Origin of the sequence: Chryseobacterium sp. C3 (assembly GCF_014218905.1) — a bacterium.
GTDB lineage: Bacteria > Bacteroidota > Bacteroidia > Flavobacteriales > Weeksellaceae > Chryseobacterium > Chryseobacterium mucoviscidosis.
Map to the genome: position 1 here is coordinate 125,583 of NZ_JACLCU010000007.1, position 17,810 is coordinate 143,392.

Annotated in this window: 17 protein-coding genes; 10 read left to right on the plus strand and 7 right to left on the minus strand. The window is 35.8% G+C overall.

Annotated features, from left to right (window positions below; translation table 11 throughout):
- Positions 1-83 precede the first annotated feature (83 nt).
- Positions 84-470, plus strand: coding sequence for a DUF423 domain-containing protein (locus tag H6W53_RS16105; protein ID WP_116097149.1), 387 nt, complete (start codon positions 84-86; stop codon positions 468-470).
- Between the two features lie 304 nt (positions 471-774).
- Here the strand turns inward: H6W53_RS16105 and H6W53_RS16110 are convergent, their stop codons facing one another.
- The 4 genes from H6W53_RS16110 to H6W53_RS16125 are packed head-to-tail and all read right to left on the minus strand — an operon-like array spanning position 775 to position 6,016.
- Positions 775-2,352, minus strand: coding sequence for a TolC family protein (locus tag H6W53_RS16110; protein WP_185208279.1), 1,578 nt, complete (start codon positions 2,350-2,352; stop codon positions 775-777).
- On the minus strand, positions 2,333-3,649 hold the full coding sequence (locus H6W53_RS16115) for an HlyD family secretion protein (protein WP_185208281.1): 1,317 nt from the start codon (positions 3,647-3,649) through the stop codon (positions 2,333-2,335). The genes H6W53_RS16110 and H6W53_RS16115 overlap by 20 nt, the downstream gene beginning before the upstream one ends.
- A gap of 5 nt (positions 3,650-3,654) precedes the next feature.
- Positions 3,655-5,328, minus strand: a complete 1,674-nt coding sequence (locus tag H6W53_RS16120; protein ID WP_116097155.1) for a peptidase domain-containing ABC transporter — start codon at positions 5,326-5,328, stop codon at positions 3,655-3,657.
- A 10-nt stretch (positions 5,329-5,338) separates the two neighbouring features.
- Positions 5,339-6,016 (minus strand): TetR/AcrR family transcriptional regulator, encoded by a 678-nt coding sequence (locus H6W53_RS16125; protein ID WP_087712222.1) that lies wholly within the window; start codon positions 6,014-6,016, stop codon positions 5,339-5,341.
- A gap of 189 nt (positions 6,017-6,205) precedes the next feature.
- Between H6W53_RS16125 and H6W53_RS16130 the strand changes: the two genes are divergently transcribed.
- From H6W53_RS16130 to H6W53_RS16165, 8 genes are all read left to right on the plus strand, one after another.
- A complete protein-coding gene (locus H6W53_RS16130; protein ID WP_185208283.1) occupies positions 6,206-6,979 on the plus strand; it encodes a carbonic anhydrase in 774 nt (257 codons plus the stop codon).
- A gap of 110 nt (positions 6,980-7,089) precedes the next feature.
- Positions 7,090-7,716, plus strand: a complete 627-nt coding sequence (locus H6W53_RS16135; RefSeq protein ID WP_116547975.1) for a leucine-rich repeat domain-containing protein — start codon at positions 7,090-7,092, stop codon at positions 7,714-7,716.
- Positions 7,717-7,797: 81 nt separating this feature from the next.
- The gene (locus H6W53_RS16140) at positions 7,798-8,721 is read left to right on the plus strand and encodes an alpha/beta hydrolase (protein WP_185208285.1); all 924 of its coding nucleotides are present in this window, start codon (positions 7,798-7,800) and stop codon (positions 8,719-8,721) included.
- Between the two features lie 90 nt (positions 8,722-8,811).
- Entirely contained in the window at positions 8,812-9,762 is a 951-nt protein-coding gene (locus tag H6W53_RS16145) for a hypothetical protein (protein WP_185208287.1), read from the plus strand.
- A 193-nt stretch (positions 9,763-9,955) separates the two neighbouring features.
- Positions 9,956-11,146: an ADP-forming succinate--CoA ligase subunit beta gene (sucC, locus tag H6W53_RS16150; protein WP_076390839.1), complete on the plus strand. Its 1,191-nt coding sequence runs from the start codon at positions 9,956-9,958 to the stop codon at positions 11,144-11,146.
- 114 nt (positions 11,147-11,260) lie between these two features.
- Positions 11,261-11,752, plus strand: a complete 492-nt coding sequence (locus H6W53_RS16155) for a hypothetical protein (protein ID WP_185208290.1) — start codon at positions 11,261-11,263, stop codon at positions 11,750-11,752.
- Between the two features lie 151 nt (positions 11,753-11,903).
- The gene (locus tag H6W53_RS16160; RefSeq protein WP_185208292.1) at positions 11,904-12,281 is read left to right on the plus strand and encodes a hypothetical protein; all 378 of its coding nucleotides are present in this window, start codon (positions 11,904-11,906) and stop codon (positions 12,279-12,281) included.
- Between the two features lie 17 nt (positions 12,282-12,298).
- Positions 12,299-14,506: a reprolysin-like metallopeptidase gene (locus tag H6W53_RS16165; protein WP_185208295.1), complete on the plus strand. Its 2,208-nt coding sequence runs from the start codon at positions 12,299-12,301 to the stop codon at positions 14,504-14,506.
- Between the two features lie 260 nt (positions 14,507-14,766).
- On the opposite strand, the gene H6W53_RS16170 is transcribed toward H6W53_RS16165, so the two are convergent.
- The gene (locus H6W53_RS16170) at positions 14,767-15,648 is read right to left on the minus strand and encodes a mechanosensitive ion channel family protein (RefSeq protein WP_087712240.1); all 882 of its coding nucleotides are present in this window, start codon (positions 15,646-15,648) and stop codon (positions 14,767-14,769) included.
- Positions 15,649-15,748: 100 nt separating this feature from the next.
- Between H6W53_RS16170 and H6W53_RS16175 the strand changes: the two genes are divergently transcribed.
- Entirely contained in the window at positions 15,749-16,384 is a 636-nt protein-coding gene (locus H6W53_RS16175) for a peroxiredoxin (protein WP_087712242.1), read from the plus strand.
- A gap of 113 nt (positions 16,385-16,497) precedes the next feature.
- On the opposite strand, the gene H6W53_RS16180 is transcribed toward H6W53_RS16175, so the two are convergent.
- Positions 16,498-17,088 (minus strand): hypothetical protein, encoded by a 591-nt coding sequence (locus tag H6W53_RS16180; RefSeq protein WP_087712244.1) that lies wholly within the window; start codon positions 17,086-17,088, stop codon positions 16,498-16,500.
- Between the two features lie 159 nt (positions 17,089-17,247).
- A complete protein-coding gene (locus tag H6W53_RS16185) occupies positions 17,248-17,763 on the minus strand; it encodes a hypothetical protein (protein ID WP_185208297.1) in 516 nt (171 codons plus the stop codon).
- Between the last annotated feature and the right edge of the window lie 47 nt (positions 17,764-17,810).

The following is a 17,810-nucleotide window of genomic DNA, read 5'->3' on the forward strand; positions in this document are numbered from 1 at the left end:
GGGTTCGCTCAGAATAAAAAATTCGCATGGATTTTTATCGGAATCGGACTCATATCATTAATATTCAAGATTTTAAATTATAAATGAAAACAATAACATTAATTTTCGGTGCTGTTTACGGCATGCTTTCCGTTATTCTGGGAGCTTTCGGAGCACACGCTTTGAAGAAAATATTGTCTGTGGAAAGACTGGAAAGTTTTGAAACAGGTGTGAGATATCAAATGTATGCTGCTTTTTTTCTTTTAATTGCAGGCTATATTTTAAAATTTGAAACCAAAACAGAGAACTGGATTTCATGGTTTATGATTTTCGGAACGATGCTTTTCTCATTCAGTATTTATGGATTGAGTATGCAGGATTATTTCGGAATGAACCTGAAATTTCTCGGACCGATCACTCCGCTGGGAGGATTATTGATGATCCTGAGCTGGACACTGTTGATTTTCTATTTCGTGAAGATGAAAGGTTAAAAATAAAGAAACTTCAGTTTGAGATAAAATTTAATGAATCGCAGGGTTAGACAAGGGGTTTAATTCTTCATTTTTCAGATATTTAAGTTAAACGAAGGCGTAAAACTCATCAAAGAAATACCAAAAATTTGTATTTCATTACTAAACGAAGTGTCTTTGTTTTTCTTAAAATAATTCCCAAAAAATGAAATTTCTTTGTATTTCTTTGCGGCAAATTAATAAACACAATCAATCAAAAACATAGAAATCATTTTATCTTAAAATAAATTAAAAAAGGAATTCTGACCGCAGAATTCCTTTTTTATTACCTCAAAAAATTTTCATTCAGCCATTTCAGCTTATTGTAGCTTTTCAGGAATTTGGCTTTCAGTTCAATATTTTTTTCCCTCGCATCTAGTAATTTACTTTCTCTGGAATTGATCAGGAATAATGAACTTTCCCCATTGCTGAACCTCGTTTCTTCAGCATTCAGAAGCCTTTGGTAATTATTCAGATTCTTGGTGGAAATATCAATCTGGGTGAAATAATTATTCACTTCATTTTTATAAGTTTCAATTTTCGTACTCAGTTCACGGGTTTTAAGCTGAGAATCCTGCTGGTTTTGTGAAATCTTCAGTTTGGCAATTTCATAATCTGCTCTTGCCTGTCTCTGAAATATGGGAATCTCCAGTTTCAGTCCGTACTGAAAATTATTATCAAACAAAGGAAGAAAATCGGATTTGTAATTTTCTTTATTGAAAAAATTATACGTAAAATCCAGTTTCGGAAGGAAGCTTTGCCATTTCAGCCTTTTTTCACTTTCGAGGATATTCTGCTTCTGAAAATAATACTCCAGTGAAGCGTGATTCTGAAGCGGTTTCGATTCTAAATTTTGCACCAGAAATTCATAATCGGTGTATCCGGAATGCTCGTCAAGATTCGAAGATGGGAAAATAAGCTTTGAAATTTCATAAAACTCCTGATTTTCTTTCCAGAGATACATCTGAAGTTCCTGCGTACTTTTCACAAAACTTAAATAAGCGTCTCTTTCCTGAAGCTCAAAACTCTGCAATTGCGAAGAGGCTTCCACTGTATCTATTGCCGGTCTCTCCCCGAATTCATAAGTTTTTTTGGTAAGATTAAGTCTTTTTCGGTTAATTTCTACCGCAGATTTCTGCAATTTGTAGATTTCATAGTTTTTCACCCATTCCCAATACGTATTTTCAGCATCCAGAAGAAGTTCATTGGTAAGAACGGTCTGTTCGGCTTCTGTCATTTTTAATCCGAATTTTGCCTGTTCCAGCATGGCTCTTCTTTTATCATACAGAAGATTTTTTGCCAAAGGAATTGTAACTCCGAATTGGTATAAACCTCCTTTTGTTTCGCTGCTGTTCAGTTTTTCGCCATCCAGATAATTGTAACTTCCGGTAATGTCGATTCCGTACCACGTCGGAATGCCGAGTTCTACATTTCGCTGTTCGTAATATTTTGTACCATCAATATTTTTCTCACCCAGTTTTCCTGCAAGTACCGGATCAAAATTTCCTCTCGCCTTGGTAATTTCAGCATTGGCAATTTTATTCTGAAGCTGATATTTAAAAGCTAACGGATGATAATTTTTTACAATATTCAGAAATTCCTGATGCGAAAGTTTCAGAGAATCCTGTGCAAAAGAAAACTGAACACACAACAGAATGAGAAGCGCTGAAAATTTATTTTTTAATTTACTGTGACCAATAAAGGCTTCGATGAGCTCAGCCTGACAGCTTTTCAATAAATCAGTTAGTATCAGAAATGTCATCCTGAGCTTGTCGAAGGATCGGTTGACTAAACTTCCTTTACTATTATTGATTTCTGAATATTGCCTGTAACGATAAGTCAGATTATTTTTTAGACTTTTCATCTTTTGCAGATTTTTCGGTTTTTACTTCATAATAATCCGGCGGGAATCCGTTGATGTTTCGCCATAATTCGTACCAGATCGGAACGTCATTAAGAATCGCAATTCCCTGAACTCCGGTTCCCATTTTAATTTTCGGAGGCCATTGTTTTTCATTTTTATCCTGAATTACCAAGGCTTTGAACATTCCGTTGGCGCTGATGTTGTTTTCTACCGCAATTACTTTTCCTGCAAAAGTTCCGTAGCTGGAATTCGGCCAACCGGAAAAGACAATCGCCGGAAAACCATCAAAAATACACATCACGCGCTGTCCTTCTTTTACCAGAGGCAAATCGACAGGTTTAATATAAATTTCTACGGCATAATCTACTTTTTCCGGAACAATGATTCCGATGCTTTCACCATCTTTGAGAATTTCCCCGATTCCGGCTTTATTGATCTGTACAACCTGTCCGTCCTGAGAAGCGATCACGAAATACAAACCCTGTCTTGCTTTGTAATTGGCAACCTGATTTTCGAGTTTGGCAATATCACCATCGCTTCCCTCGATCTGTCCCATACTTTGGAAACGTTCTCCTTCCGTTTTGCTCAGTTTCTCATTATAATCCTGAATGGTAGCATTCTGTTCGATGTTTACATTCACAATTTCCTGTCGTGTTTGCGCCAGCTTATTTTCGGTTGCCGTTTTTTTGGCTAACGCATTTTGATAAGAAACACTTCTCTGCTGAAATTGGGTGAGCGAAACCAAACCTTCATCATACATTTTCTTCTGTCTTTCGTACTGGTCGGAACTCATTCTCAGCTCGTTTTTTGCTGCTTCCAGTTCGGCTTCTTCTCCGGCTAATTTATTATTGAGCTGACTGATTTTCACTTTAAGCTGACTCAATTTTAAATCTCTTGCGGAATTTAAAGCCTGCAACTGGCTATTGGTGGTTCCAACTTTGGCTTCGTAATAGTCTCTTACTCCTTTTTTGGCTTCTACCTGCATTTCGGTTCTTTTCACCAAAAGCGGATCCAGATAATCTTCTTTTACTTCGGAAAGCTGAAGAAGCGTATCGCCTTTTTTTACATAATCCCCGTTTTTTACATACCATTTGATAATTCTTCCGGGAATCGGCGAATTTAGTTGTTGTGGACGCTGTTCCTGATAAAGCGTACTCACATTTCCCATTACCTTGATATTCTGTGTCCACGGTAAAAACAGAGTGATAATTCCGCCAATCAGGATGAAAAGAAACCATCTTTTAACCCTTGATTTTCTGTGGATGTGGTATATTTTATTGACTGATTGCAGTTCCATCTCTTTTAGTTTTTGTTAAATAATTTTTTCACATTTCCGTCTTCCACCTGAAGATGCTGATCGGCTTCCAATATTAGATTTTTGTTTTCCGAAACGATGATAATGGTTGTTTTTTCTTTCAGTTTTAAAAGATACTCCATCATTTTTGTTTTGAATTCATCGTTCATTCCGTCTAAAGGATCTTCAAGGATTAAAAGTCTTCTTTCGCCTACCAAAGCTCTCAGAAGAAGAATTTTCTTTTTAGAGCTGAATGAAATTTCCGTATCGGTTTCGCTGATGTTGGTAAAGAATCCGTTGCTGAACTGGCTGGAGAAATCTTCGATGCCTATTTCTTCGGCAATTTCCAGAATCTGTTCTGCGGAGGTTTCATGCTGCCCGAGAATAATATTTTCGTAAACCGTTCCTTTGATGATCGTCATGTCTTCCAGGTACATCCCGATCTGGCTTCTTAGCGATACTTTATCAATATTTTTTAAAGGGATTTTATCAAATAAAATACTTCCGGAAGTCGGATCATAAAATCCGGTCATCATATTCAACAGTAAAGATTTTCCTGCGCCGAGCTGCCCTGAAATGACGGTTAAACTATTTTCCGGAATTTTAAAATTGATGTTTTCCAGAATCTTGTGATGATCGTTGAACGCAAAATTTACGTCTTTAAATTCAACTTCAAAACCGTCATTGTTCTGATCGAAAGTAATTTCGCCGAATTTCTCTTCCTGAAGAGTAGTTACTTTATTCAGTTTTGCCAAAGCTGCAATCACGTCATAGTAACTTTCCAGACTGATGATGAGCTTTTCCACAGCCGCCATAATGCTCAGAACAACGATTTCCGTTGCGATAAACGCTCCGATGTTAAGCTGCTGATTCACCAAAAGATAGGTTCCTATCACAAGCATCACCAAAGTAATGATGACTTTAAAGGCAATAATGGTTTTATACTGGAAAACCAGAACGCGGAAGTGTGAGGTTCGGTCGTCGAGATATTTTACCACTCTTTCATCGGTTCCTGAAAGATGTGCTCCTGTTTTTGAATTCAGCTTAAATGTTTTGATAGATGCGGCAATATCTTCAATCCAGGAAGCTACTTCGTATTTTTTGTCGCTTTCTTCGATGCTGGATTTAATTCCGCTTTCCATCGTGAATCTGAAAATAATGACCACACAGATCACCACCAAAGCTCCGAACACCAAAAACCACGGATGGTAAAAGGAAAGAAGCAGGATTCCGAATAAAATCTGGATGAGCGCGGTTGGAATTTCCAGTAAGATTTTAGAAATACCTTTCTGAAGATTCTGGGTATCGAAAAAACGATTAACCAGTTCGGGAAGATAATATTTTCGTGTCGCTGAAAGATTCACTTTCGGAAGTTTTTCGGCAAAAGCAAGGGAAAATTCAACAAAAATTTTCTGCTGAATCTTTTCTATGATCTGCATTACTTTCAGCCTGAAATAGCCGACAAGCCAGGTTCCCAGAACTACAAAAGCGATCAGAATATAAATAGAAGTTGCCATGGTTGCCCCCATTACAAAACTGACGATAGACTGTATTCCCAGCGGAACGCTTAACTGAACAAGACCATTCAGGATGGCGTAAAAATAAATGTTGGTAACATCTTTCTTTTCCTTGGTGACGTATTTGAAAAGGTTGTAACCGTGCTGTTTAGGAGAAGTTTCCATTTGTGTTTTATTATTTTATTAGGTTAAAGGTGATAAAACGCAGATAATCCAAAACATATTTTTTATGATCTATTCTGTCAATATGATTGTCGGTAAGTTTCGGAAGATGTTCGCTGAAAAACTGCTGATCGTGAGCGGTTTCCAGTAAGGTACTCGCAAGTGATTTCGGATAAGGAAAATCTGTTTTTGCTTCTGCAATGATTTCTCCGATAAATGCACAGAGACTTTTTAACGGGCTGAAAACCATTTCTTTATTGATTTCGTCCACTTCTTTTACCAGATAAGCTTTGCTGCTTTCTGCAATAACGATGTTGTGAAGTTTTGTAAGATCGTAATCTTCTATTTTATCATCGGTTTCATCGTTATGCGTTATGATTTCGAGGATCTTTTCCATTTTTTGCTGAGGTTCTTTAATTTCCTGAAGCCTCAGTTTGGAAATGAATTCAATATAAGACCAGTACCAGTTGAGAATATAGGTAAGAAGTTTATGTTTTGAAGAAAAATACCGGTAAACTGTTGCCTCTGTTGAGTTGATCTTTTGGGCTAATTTTTTGAAGGTAAAACTTTCAAAACCGGTCTCGTAGATCAGTTCTATTGAATTTTTGACAATGGCACGTCCGATCTCGCTGTTTTCGGGATCTTTAAGATATAAGTATTCGTTGACTTTAAATTTTACCTGAAATTCCATTTTTCATTTTTAGTATTACAAATTTACAACTATTGTTTTTTGAAGCAAAACCCATACCATAAATATTTACATTATTATTATTGATAGTAATACTATTATTTGGTATAGTTTTTGTTGTATTTATGAAAACATGAAAGACGGAAAAGCCGAACACCGTATTAAAAAGTAGGCAATTAAATAATTGAAAAAATGAAACGAATTTTTTTATTACTCTTTGCTTTTTTTGCACTCCCAACCTTTTCATTCGCACAGGTAACAAAACCGCAGAAAAATAAAAAAACAACGGCAAAAGTTGTGGATTCTGTGAAGTGGCGTGCAGAACATTATATTGTTAATCGTGATTCTGCTTATGCAGATCCAAGACTGGGTCTTAAAAAACTGCAAGGCGGAAACAAGAGATTTATTGAAGGAAAAAGTATAAAACCCCGACAAAACTATGAGACTATTAAAAAGCTGGAAAATGGTCAGGCTCCCTTTGCTATAATTGTAGGCTGTTCAGATAGCAGAGTACCCAATGAGATGATCTTCGATCAAGGTTTAGGGGATTTATTTATCATCAGAACGGCAGGTCAGGTTTCGGCTGCGGCATCTTACGGAAGTATGGAGTTTGCGGTATTGAAGCTAAAAACCAAATTAATCGTTGTATTGGGACACACAGAATGCGGTGCTGTTGCAGCCGCGGTGGAAAGACCGGAAAATGTTCCGGGACATATTGTTACTTTGATAAATGACATAAAACCTGCAGCCGTTAAAAGTTCTCATATGCATGGTGATCCGGTGAATAATGCAGTCCGCCAGAATGTAATAGATCAGGTAAATTCTTTACGGGATTTAGATCCTACTCTGCACAAAAAATATGTAGACGGAGAAATACTAATTGTGGGAGCTGTATATGATATCCATACAGGAAAAGTAGAGTTTTTACCGGAAACACTTGTGAATCTTCCCAAAGCTAAAAAATAAATAACTGAAAACATTGTATGCGGGCTGAATTTTTCTTTCATATTTAATTTTGATTCATATACTTTTACTTTTATCTACAGCCCGCATTTGTTTAACTAAAACTTATTAAAATGAAGATTTTAAAAAAACTGTCATTTGTTTTCCTGCTCATAGGAATAATGATTAATTCTCAGGAGAGGTATGAGTTTAAAAATATTAAAGAAGCCAATGAAAATCCTGAGAAAGTATTAAGGCTTAATCTTAATCTGGCAACAGAAAATATAGAAAATGTCGACTGGAAAAAATTTAAGAACCTGGAATATCTGAGTCTGAAAGATCTCCACCTTAAAAAAATTCCGGATGAGATCGGCTTTTTATCCAAGTTAAAAGTTTTGGATGTGAGTGGTAATGATTTCAGGGTGCTGCCTTCCAATTTTATTCAGCTCAAAAATCTTGAAGAATTGTTTCTGAATGACGAAAAAAATATTGATCTCTCTAAAAATATTGATCTGATCAGCAATATGAAAAATCTGAAAGTATTGCATATAGAAAACGACGGATTAAAGAAACTTCCTGCTAATTTTTGGAAACTGAACTATTTAGAATCAGTTTATCTGAACGATAATCAACTTAAGGATTTTAATCTTCCCAAAAGTAAAATGAAGAACCTTAAAAATATCTATCTCAATGATAACTTGTTTGTGCCAAGTGATATTGACAGGCTTAATTCTCAGTATGGAACACTTTTAAGATTTTAAAAACAAAAACGCCTTATATCAGAATGAAGATAAAAAATAATCATCTCGTACAATAATTATCTTTGTGATAAATTATAAACGATGTACAGATTTTTGCTAGTTGTTGTGGTTGCTCTATTCTCCGTAGTTGAGGCGCAGATTCCGAAAGTGAGCAGCGGAAAGATTGAAAGAATATCAGATTTTAAATCTCAGTTTGTAACACCGAGAAACATTGATGTATGGCTTCCTGAAGATTATTCAAAAACTAAAAAATATGCAGTTCTGTATATGCAGGACGGACAAATGCTTTACGATCCTGATCTCACTTGGAACAAACAATCCTGGAATGTGGAGGAAACTGTTGCGGAACTGATTAAATCTAAAAAAATACAGAATACCATTGTCGTAGGAATCTGGAACGACTCCAAGATGAGGCATTTTGATTATTTTCCGCAAAAACCTTTTGAAAGTTTATCCGCGGTGGAAAAAGATACCGTTAATCATCAATTGAAAAAAGCAGGAAGAGCCAATGAAAAGTTTTCTCCCAATTCAGACAATTATTTAAAGTTTTTGGTGAAGGAACTGAAGCCTTTGATTGACAAAAAATATTCAACCTTTAAAGACAGATCTCATACTTTTATTGCAGGAAGCAGCATGGGCGGATTGATCTCCATGTATGCCATTTGCGAATATCCTCAGGTTTTTGGCGGAGCAGCATGTCTTTCTACGCACTGGACCGGAACTTTTACCAATGAAAACAATCCTTTTCCGGAGTCTGTCTTACGCTATTTAGATAAAAATTTACCAGATTCTAAAACTCACAAAATCTATTTCGACTGCGGAGATCAGACTCTGGATGCGCTGTATCCTGAAATTCAGAAAAAAGCAGATGCAATTATCAGCAAACACGGATATTCTGAAAAGAACTGGAAAACGTTATACTTTCCCGGTGAAAATCACAGCGAGGAAGCATGGGCAAAAAGACTTTCGAAGCCTTTGGAGTTTCTTCTTGGAAGAGAATTTTAGATAAGCAGTATTTTCAATAATCAGTATTCTTGAATTTTGATTGTTAATAAAATCAATGCATCTTTGAGATTTAAATGAAATTAATAACACATGAGTTACAGAACATACAATATTATTATCAAAATTAACGAGGAAACTGAGAAAGAAGATCTGAAAAATAGGTTGACAGAACATTTTAAGTTTTACAATATCAGGGAATTTTTTACACCTTTTAGAGGAATTGTCTGTCAGGCGAATAACAAATTTAAGGAATATTCTTTTGAACAGTTTCCGGATCAGTTTTTCAGGAATCAGGATGAGGTTGAAGACTATTATTCTGAATCTGAAAATCATGCGGTGGAATTTTCTAAGAAGAATGGAGATCTGGAAGTTGTTTATATTGAAGTCGACTGTTTCGGAGGAAGATGTGCTTCAAATGGTTTTGTGATACAGAACGGTGTGAAAACCAAAAATGAAGATGTTTTTCATTCCGCACACATGAAACTGCTCCATGCGATTGATCCTCAATATGATTCTTGGCATTTTTATCCTTTCACAAGAACTTTTTTTACTGATAAAGGCGGCATCAACGGTGAAATCCTCAATTTTACTTTTCTGGCGCTTCTGATGGCTTTTAATATGGAAGTAGAACACAACCCGGACTTTGAATTTAACGCGGCAGAAAATGAAATGCAGATTCTTCTTAAGGATAAGTTTGAACTTTACCTGATGAATCTGGGAAGAGAAAGAATTAAAGTATTGGGAAGATTATTTGATAACAGGGCAGAAACGATTAATGAAGTAAAAAACCTTTTAAACGAAGCATTGCAGGGATTGGAGTATTATATAGAAATAGATAATTTTGAAAACGGAGAGAAAGATTCGGTTTCCAGTATTTCCAGAGAAAAGTTTCAAAGTGTTGCCAGAGTGAGTTACAGATCGCAGATTTTTAATGAAATAAAAATTGATTTTTCGCCTGATGTAAAAGAACCTGTTAAGAATGTCACAACAAAGAAAGAAGGTTTCTTCGGTAAATTTTTTAAAAATATTTTCGGAAAATAAGTACAGTTGCCTTTGGTTACAACATTTTAGGAAGGGCAAATTTACAATATAATTTTGGGGTAATTTAGATTTTATTAAACTGATAAAAAGCATCCTTACAGACATTGCTTTCTTTAAAATAAAAGTTGATAATTCATCTGTTTTTATTAAATTTGTCAACCTTTAACTATTAAAATAAAATAATAAAAATAATATGAATCTTCACGAGTATCAATCAAAAGAGATTTTATCAAAGTATGGAGTAGCTATCCAACGTGGTTTCGTTGCAAACAACGTAGATGAAGCTGTAGCTGCTGCTGAAAAACTAACTGCTGAAACAGGCGCACAGGGATGGGTTGTAAAAGCTCAGATCCACGCAGGTGGCCGTGGTAAAGGGGGTGGTGTAAAGTTCTCTCCAAACATGGATAAACTTAAAGAAAACGCTCAGAACATCATCGGAATGCAGTTGGTAACTCCACAAACTTCTGCTGAAGGTAAAAAAGTAAATTCTGTTTTGGTTGCAGAGGATGTATATTATCCGGGAGAAACGGAAACTAAAGAATTTTATGTTTCTATTCTTTTAGACAGAGCTGAAGGTAAAAATACGATCGTATATTCTACTGAAGGTGGGATGGATATTGAGCACGTTGCTGAAGTAACACCTCATTTGATCCACAAAGAAATCATTGATCCTGCTTTAGGTCTTCAGGGATTCCAGGCTAGAAAAATAGCTTTCAACTTAGGTCTTGAAGGGAATGCTTTCAAAGAATTCGTAAAATTCATTGGTTCTCTATACAATGCGTATACAGGAATTGATGCATCTCTTTTCGAAATCAACCCTGTGTTGAAAACTTCTGATAACAAAATTATCGCAGTAGATGCTAAAGTAACTTTGGATGACAACTCATTGTTCCGTCACAAAGATTTAGCTGAGCTTAGAGATACAAGAGAAGAAGATCCGATGGATGTAGAAGCTGGTGAAGCGGGTCTTAACTTCGTAAAACTAGACGGTAACGTTGCCTGTATGGTAAACGGAGCAGGTCTTGCAATGGCAACAATGGATATCATCAAATTATCAGGTGGTAACCCTGCAAACTTCCTTGACGTAGGTGGTACTGCAGATGCACAAAGAGTACAGACGGCTTTCGGAATCATCTTAAGAGATCCAAACGTAAAAGCTATCTTAATTAACATCTTCGGAGGTATCGTAAGATGCGACAGAGTTGCTCAGGGAGTTGTAGACGCTTACAAAGCAATGGGCAGCCTTCCTGTTCCATTGATCGTAAGATTACAGGGAACTAACGCGGTTGAAGCTAAAAAATTAATTGATGAGTCTGGTCTTCCGGTTCACTCTGCAATTACTTTGGAAGAAGCTGCAAACAAAGTAAAAGAAGTTTTAGCATAAGACTGAAATTTTTAAAATACATTAAAACCGTTTCATTTTTTGGAACGGTTTTTCTTTTTTCATCAAATTAAATATCTTTTGTAATTTGTAGCTGAAAAGATTTAAACAATAGCCATGAAAAATGTACACATTCCGAACCCATGTTCAGAAAACTGGGAAATGATGTCTCCGCAGGAAAAAGGACGATTCTGTTCTGTCTGCAATAAATGTGTAATTGATTTTACGCAGAAACAACCCAACGAAATTCTACAAATCATTGATGAAAAGCAAGATGTAGAAATCTGCGGAAGATTTTACGATCATCAGTTAAATACCGATAATAAATCTGAAAAGGTAAGAACTCGATTCTTTAAATATATTCCTGTTCACTTTCAAAATAGCAGAATTGTATTAACCGTTCTTTCCGTTATTTTATTTTTAACCGGTTGCTCAAAACCGAAGGAAGAATCTTTTGCAACCACAGGTCTTGTGATGATTGAAGAAGATTCTATCCCTGAAAATAAAAATTACGTCATAGGCAAGGCTAAAATAAATGAAAGCGATTCCTGTGTAAAAATCTCTGAAAAAGACAGTGTTATTACCAAAGATGCAGGTTCAAAAAAATAAACAATTTAATGTAAAGAAAGTGTGATAATTAAATAAGTTATTCATTATAAAATCATTATCTTTACAAGAAAGGTTTAAAATGAGATTGTATTTATTCTTTTTTCTCTTTTTATTTCTTACTTGTCAATCTCAAATTGCCAGCAATAAAGTAATGTCTCCAAGAAAAGAAATTCAGTTTGAAGACAAAAATCATTATCCATTTACTTTAATCCGTAAAGATTTTCTCCTTATCAATTCTCAGCAAAAGATGGATGAAATTTTTAAAATCATTCATCAAAAAAATAAAGGAAACAGATTTTCTCCAATTCCTGCTCTTACAGAAACCGAAACATATATTGTCGTAAAACCCCGGCTTAAAAACTCTAATGATGTTTCAATTGATACGATTACTTTCTCTAAAAATACACTCTATATAAAAGTCAAAGAATTCAACAATCCGGATTTTAATGAGAAAAGCAGAATTCCGCCCGATATTTTATTAAAACTCAATGAAAATTTGCTTATTAGAAAAGTAACCATTCAATACTAATATATAAAATTACTGTTATGAAAGCTAAAACCTTTATCGTCTCGTGCCTGTTGATTGTATCGGCACAGGTTTTTGGTCAGCAGAACTACTGGTCAAAACTAAAAGAAATAAAAATAGAACGGGAAAATCTCAATCCGAGATGGACAACTCCCAATAATTTTGCACTTTATCAGGCTGATCTTGAAAAAATTAAAGCTGATCTTAAAAAAGCACCCCAGCGTTTTTCGGGAGATGAAAGCCTTGTGATTAAATTTCCGGATTCTGATGGGAAAATAAGAGATTACATCGTTCAGGAAGCATCCGTAATGGAACCTGAACTGCAGGCAAAATTCCCGGAAATCCGTTCCTATACAGGTTGGCAAAAAAATCATCCCGAAAACTCGATCCGTTTCAGTGTGACACCTTCTACCGGAATCAGTGTCATGTATTTTGATAACTGGGAAGTAAGTTATCTCGACAGCTACACTAAGGACAATTCAGCATTTATTTTATACAAAAGAAAAGATCTTCCAAAAAATGACAGACTTTTTGAATGTCATATTGAAAACGAACTGGGTAACTTAAAAAATAACGGTACGGCGAATAAAGCGCCTCTGGTTTCGGACGGACAGTTCCGAACCTACAGACTGGCTCTTTCTGCGACAGGAGAATATACCACTTTTCATGGCGGAACACTTGCTCTGGCAATGGCTGCAATGGCAACGACAATGACCAGAGTAAACGGAATTTATGAAAAAACAATTTCCACAACCATGGTGATGATCGCAAACAATAATCTGTTGGTTTATACCAATGCCTCAACAGATCCATTTACCAATGGCACCCCAAACAGCATGATTAACGAAAACCAGACCAATACAACGGCGGTTATCGGATCTGCAAACTACGATATTGGTCACGTTTTTGGAACAAACAGTGGTGGTTTGGCAGGATTAGGAGTGGTGTGTGTTTCAGGCAGTAAAGCAAGAGGCGTTACAGGTTCCGGAGCTCCGGTGGGAGATCCTTTTGACATTGATTATGTTGCGCACGAAATAGGACATCAGTTTGGAGCAAATCATACCTTCAGAGCGGCAACCTCTTCATGTGCCGGTAACTTCAATAACGCAACAGCTTACGAACCGGGAAGCGGATCTACGATTATGGCTTATGCGGGAATTTGCGGAGCAACCAATAATGTGCAGAATAACAGTGATCCCTACTTTCATGCAGCAAGTGTAATTGAAATGTATGCTGTTTTGCAGAGAGGGACAGATTGTGCTGCCAAAATTAACAACAATAACGGAGTTCCTACCGCAGATGCAGGAGCCGATTACAATATTCCAAAAAGTACTGCTTTTGTTTTAACAGGAACGGGAACAGATCCGAATGGAGATGCTTTAACATATCTTTGGGAACAATATGATAATACAAGCAATACACAGCCTCCGGTTTCTACCGGAACAGTGGGACCGGTTTACCGTTCTTTAACTCCAACGGTTTCTCCGTCCAGATATTTTCCGGTGCTGAGTTCCGTTGTGGCGAATAATCTTATTCCGAAATGGGAAGTTACCCCAAGTGTTGCCCGAACTTTGAATTTTTCTCTTTTGGTAAATGATAATAAAGCAACCGGAAATCAGGCGGCAAGAGATGCAATGGTGGTAACGGTTACCAACGACGGACCTTTCACGGTAACTTCACAGGCAACAACAGGAACAAACTATAACGGAAATACCTCCGTTCCGGTTACATGGAATGTTGCAGGAACCAATACAGGAACCATCAACACTCAGAATGTATCTATTTTGCTGTCTAAAGACGGAGGATTAACGTTCCCTACTGTTTTGGCGGCAAGTGTTCCGAACAATGGTTCAGCTAATGTTACGCTGCCTAATGAAAATGTTTCTTCTGCAAGAATTATGGTGAAAGCGGTAGGAAATATTTACTATGCACTTAATACAACAAGTTTCTCAATTACTCAGGTTGTTCTCGCAACGGCAGAAGCCAATGTGAAAAACTTCTCGATTTATCCGAATCCTTCTCATGATGTAGTTAATATCAGACTTAAAAATTCTTCTCAGAAAGCAGAGTATACTCTTTACGATGCATCAGGAAGATTAATTAAAGAAGGCAGTTTCAAAGGTGAAACTCAGGTAAAAGTTAATGATCTGATGAATGGAAATTACCTGATCTCTCTGGTTTTGGAAAATGGAGAAAAAATCACAGAAAAACTGATTATAAAAAAATAATCTAAATTATTAATGATAAACTTTTTTAAACTAATTTCAGAATTAACCGCAAAAGATAATGATAAAGAGAATTTCCAGATTAATCAAAGTGCTCAAGAGAATAAAAATCAAAGATTTTTAAAAACTATTGTGATCTTTTCATTATAATCACCAACTCTAAATAAACACTTAGTTCATCTTTTGCGACTTTTGCGGTTAAATAAAAAGTTTAAACAGGCTTCATAATAGAAAAGCAACCGAATATAGGTTGCTTTTTTTATTTAGTCATGATTTTCGTTGATCAACTGATCTCCATTGGTAATACTGATGCTTGTAGGTGTTACCAACTGAATACCGTCTTTATCCAGGCGTTGTTTTATTTTTAAATATGCCTCGCTTTTAAGCTGAACCATATTTGCGCCCACTTTCATCCAGAATTTAGCCTGAATATTGAAAACACCCTGTTTCAGATCTGTAAAAATAACTTCTGCGGTATCGAGTTTATCTACATTTTCGAGATTTTTGATGATGTCGAGCATACCTTTCTGTGCTTTTGAAATATCTTCATCGGCAGGAATTTCGAAATTCAAAATAATTCTTCGCTGAGGGGATGCGGTAATATTGTAAAACGGAGCATTAAAAACCACCTGATTCGGGATGTAAGCTTTCTTACCGTCGTCCGTTATAATTTTCGTTGTTAAAAAACCAATTTCCTGTACCGTTCCGGAGTGTGTTCCTATCGTAATATAATCTCCTACTTTAAAGGCTTTATCAATTCCGATCAGCATTCCAGAGAATATACTGGAAACCAGATCCTTCAGGGCAACCCCTGCAATAACCCCTGCAACACCCAAACTACCGATGAATTTCCAAAGGAAACCGCTGAAACCCATAATTTCCAGCGCAATAAATGTTCCCATTACCATAATCAGGAATCTGAAAACGCTGATTAGCGTAACCAGTGAGCTTTCTTTTTTGCTTTTGGGGAAAAATTTATGGAAAAGTTTTACAGCACCCTGACTGAGATATTTACTGGTGAATAAGAAGAAAGAAAATACAAGAATCCCTACAATAAGTTTTGGAGTAATTTCTGCAAATTTTACATACCAGTTCTGTATTACATTATATACAACATCAATATAGCCTAAACCACTTTTCTCCATGAATTAAAATTTTTTTTGATTAAAGATATAATTTTTAAACAAAAATTTTGCCAGTTCCAAAAACTCTACTAAATTTGTAGACTAATAAGAGCAAAATATTATGTCAATTAAACTAGGAGACACCGCACCTGATTTTCAGGCAGAAACTTCTGCAGGGGATATTAATTTTTACGAATATTTAGGAAATTCCTGGGGAATTCTGTTTTCGCATCCCGCAGATTATACTCCGGTTTGCACCACAGAACTTGGGTATACTTCAAAACTGAAAGAAGAATTTGATAAAAGAGGAACCAAAGTAATTGCCCTGAGTGTGGATGGAGTAGAAGATCACCAAAACTGGATTAAAGATATTAATGAAACACAGAATACTGAAGTTCAGTTCCCGATTATTGCAGACAAGGACAGAAAGATTTCTGAATTGTATGATTTTATTCATCCAAATGCTTCTGCAACGGCTACCGTTCGTTCTTTATTAATTATCGATCCGGAAAAGAAAGTAAGGCTTATTATTACTTATCCTGCTTCCACAGGAAGAAATTTTAATGAAATTCTGAGGGTTCTGGATTCTCTTCAGTTGGTAGATTCTCATAAAATTGCTACTCCTGTTAACTGGAAAGACGGAGATGACGTAATTGTTCCGCCTTCAATTTCTACGGAAGATGCCAGAAAAATTTTCCCGAAAGGAGTGAAAGAAATAAAGCCGTATCTGAGATATACGCCACAACCGAATACATGATTTATTTGATTTTTTATAGTTTAGTTTTAATTTGTACGAAAATCGCCTCGAAAAACTTCGAGGCGATTTCAATTGTAGTGTATATGTGAATGTGAAGTGATTGGATCGTAATCTTATTTTACATCATTTGCGATTTGTTTTGCTTTAGATGTAGGAAGGTAGATGCTGAAACCTAAATTGAATGTAATATTCGAATTTAAACCTTCGCTACCAAATCCTGCTCTTCCTCTGTATTTTACTAAACCTTCAAGACCAATGTTTGGGGTAATGAAGTAAGAATAACCAGGACCTACTCCGAAATCGAAACCTGTTGTAGAGTCTGCATTTTCTACAGATCTTCCTCCGATCCCTGCATTTCCTTCTAAGAACCAACGTCCGTGGTTTAATAAGTTATCTACTCCTTTTTCTCCCGGAGAAAGAAAATAACGTCCTAAAGCACCCACTCCATACGTAAATTCTGTAGGAGAACCATTAGTTACTTTATTGAATCCTAAATCTACATAACCACCGACAGCTACGTTGTCTTCAATGAAGTATGCTCCTTTAGGCTGAATAGCAATGTTATAACCACCACCAGTATTTAAACCGAAATTACTGGATATTAAGCTACTACCTACCAACCAGTTTCCTTTCTGGATCTGTGCATTCATTGTTCCCGCCAAGCCGGCTACTGCCATTATTCCTGTAAAAATTAACTTTTTCATAATTTATTATTTTAATATTTTAATGTTTATATCATTTGTGATTTCAGAAAATCAATAAATGTGCCATTCTAATCAATAGGTAGTGAAATCATGATAATAACAAATAAGGTATAACTCTTATGAAATGCCGATGGAAAGGAGCTTTTTTTAGCTTTAAAATTATACTAAAAGCAAAATAATCGATACTACAAGACCTGCAACGGTGAAAATAATACCTCTTTTGAAAGCTTTGCTTTTAGGATTAAACATCCAGAAACTTGAGATCACAAAAAAGAATAAAGAAAATCCAAAGAAAGCATTTAAAGGAGAAAGCCTGTCTTTAGACTGCGATTTATGAAGTTTCGTCATTTTATCCAGTACAAATGGCAGATCTTTCTTCGTGTATTTTGCCTGTCCTGTAGCAGCATCATAAGTTCCCTGTTTAAATTTTAAAACTGTTCCTTCTGTTTTTTCAACCTCAAGACCTTTAATTCTCAATTCTTTTCCTAATGCTTTTTCATCAAGATTTTTTTCTACAACTTTATCGTACTTTTTTTCTTTTTTCAGAAAATCGGTGTCTCTGTAAATTAACAAAACACCACTTACTGCGTAAACAGCCATTATTCCGGCAAGGAAATAGCCCAGATAACGGTGCGTGATTCTCATAAAACTTCTTGTGTCTTTAATCTTATCCATATATATTGTTTTTGTTTTTAAAATTTCAAAAGTGGAAACTGCAAAAT

Coding starts and splice junctions, on each gene's coding strand:
- H6W53_RS16140 (WP_185208285.1), top strand. CDS start 7,798: ATGTACAGATTTTTGCTAGTTGTTGTGGTTGCTCTATTCTCCGTAGTT.
- H6W53_RS16160 (WP_185208292.1), top strand. CDS start 11,904: ATGTCTCCAAGAAAAGAAATTCAGTTTGAAGACAAAAATCATTATCCA.
- H6W53_RS16155 (WP_185208290.1), top strand. CDS start 11,261: ATGAAAAATGTACACATTCCGAACCCATGTTCAGAAAACTGGGAAATG.
- H6W53_RS16175 (WP_087712242.1), top strand. CDS start 15,749: ATGTCAATTAAACTAGGAGACACCGCACCTGATTTTCAGGCAGAAACT.
- sucC (WP_076390839.1), top strand. CDS start 9,956: ATGAATCTTCACGAGTATCAATCAAAAGAGATTTTATCAAAGTATGGA.
- H6W53_RS16170 (WP_087712240.1), bottom strand. CDS start 15,648: ATGGAGAAAAGTGGTTTAGGCTATATTGATGTTGTATATAATGTAATA.
- H6W53_RS16105 (WP_116097149.1), top strand. CDS start 84: ATGAAAACAATAACATTAATTTTCGGTGCTGTTTACGGCATGCTTTCC.
- H6W53_RS16125 (WP_087712222.1), bottom strand. CDS start 6,016: ATGGAATTTCAGGTAAAATTTAAAGTCAACGAATACTTATATCTTAAA.
- H6W53_RS16135 (WP_116547975.1), top strand. CDS start 7,090: ATGAAGATTTTAAAAAAACTGTCATTTGTTTTCCTGCTCATAGGAATA.
- H6W53_RS16115 (WP_185208281.1), bottom strand. CDS start 3,649: ATGGAACTGCAATCAGTCAATAAAATATACCACATCCACAGAAAATCA.
- H6W53_RS16165 (WP_185208295.1), top strand. CDS start 12,299: ATGAAAGCTAAAACCTTTATCGTCTCGTGCCTGTTGATTGTATCGGCA.
- H6W53_RS16180 (WP_087712244.1), bottom strand. CDS start 17,088: ATGAAAAAGTTAATTTTTACAGGAATAATGGCAGTAGCCGGCTTGGCG.
- H6W53_RS16130 (WP_185208283.1), top strand. CDS start 6,206: ATGAAACGAATTTTTTTATTACTCTTTGCTTTTTTTGCACTCCCAACC.
- H6W53_RS16185 (WP_185208297.1), bottom strand. CDS start 17,763: ATGGATAAGATTAAAGACACAAGAAGTTTTATGAGAATCACGCACCGT.
- H6W53_RS16110 (WP_185208279.1), bottom strand. CDS start 2,352: ATGAAAAGTCTAAAAAATAATCTGACTTATCGTTACAGGCAATATTCA.
- H6W53_RS16120 (WP_116097155.1), bottom strand. CDS start 5,328: ATGGAAACTTCTCCTAAACAGCACGGTTACAACCTTTTCAAATACGTC.
- H6W53_RS16145 (WP_185208287.1), top strand. CDS start 8,812: ATGAGTTACAGAACATACAATATTATTATCAAAATTAACGAGGAAACT.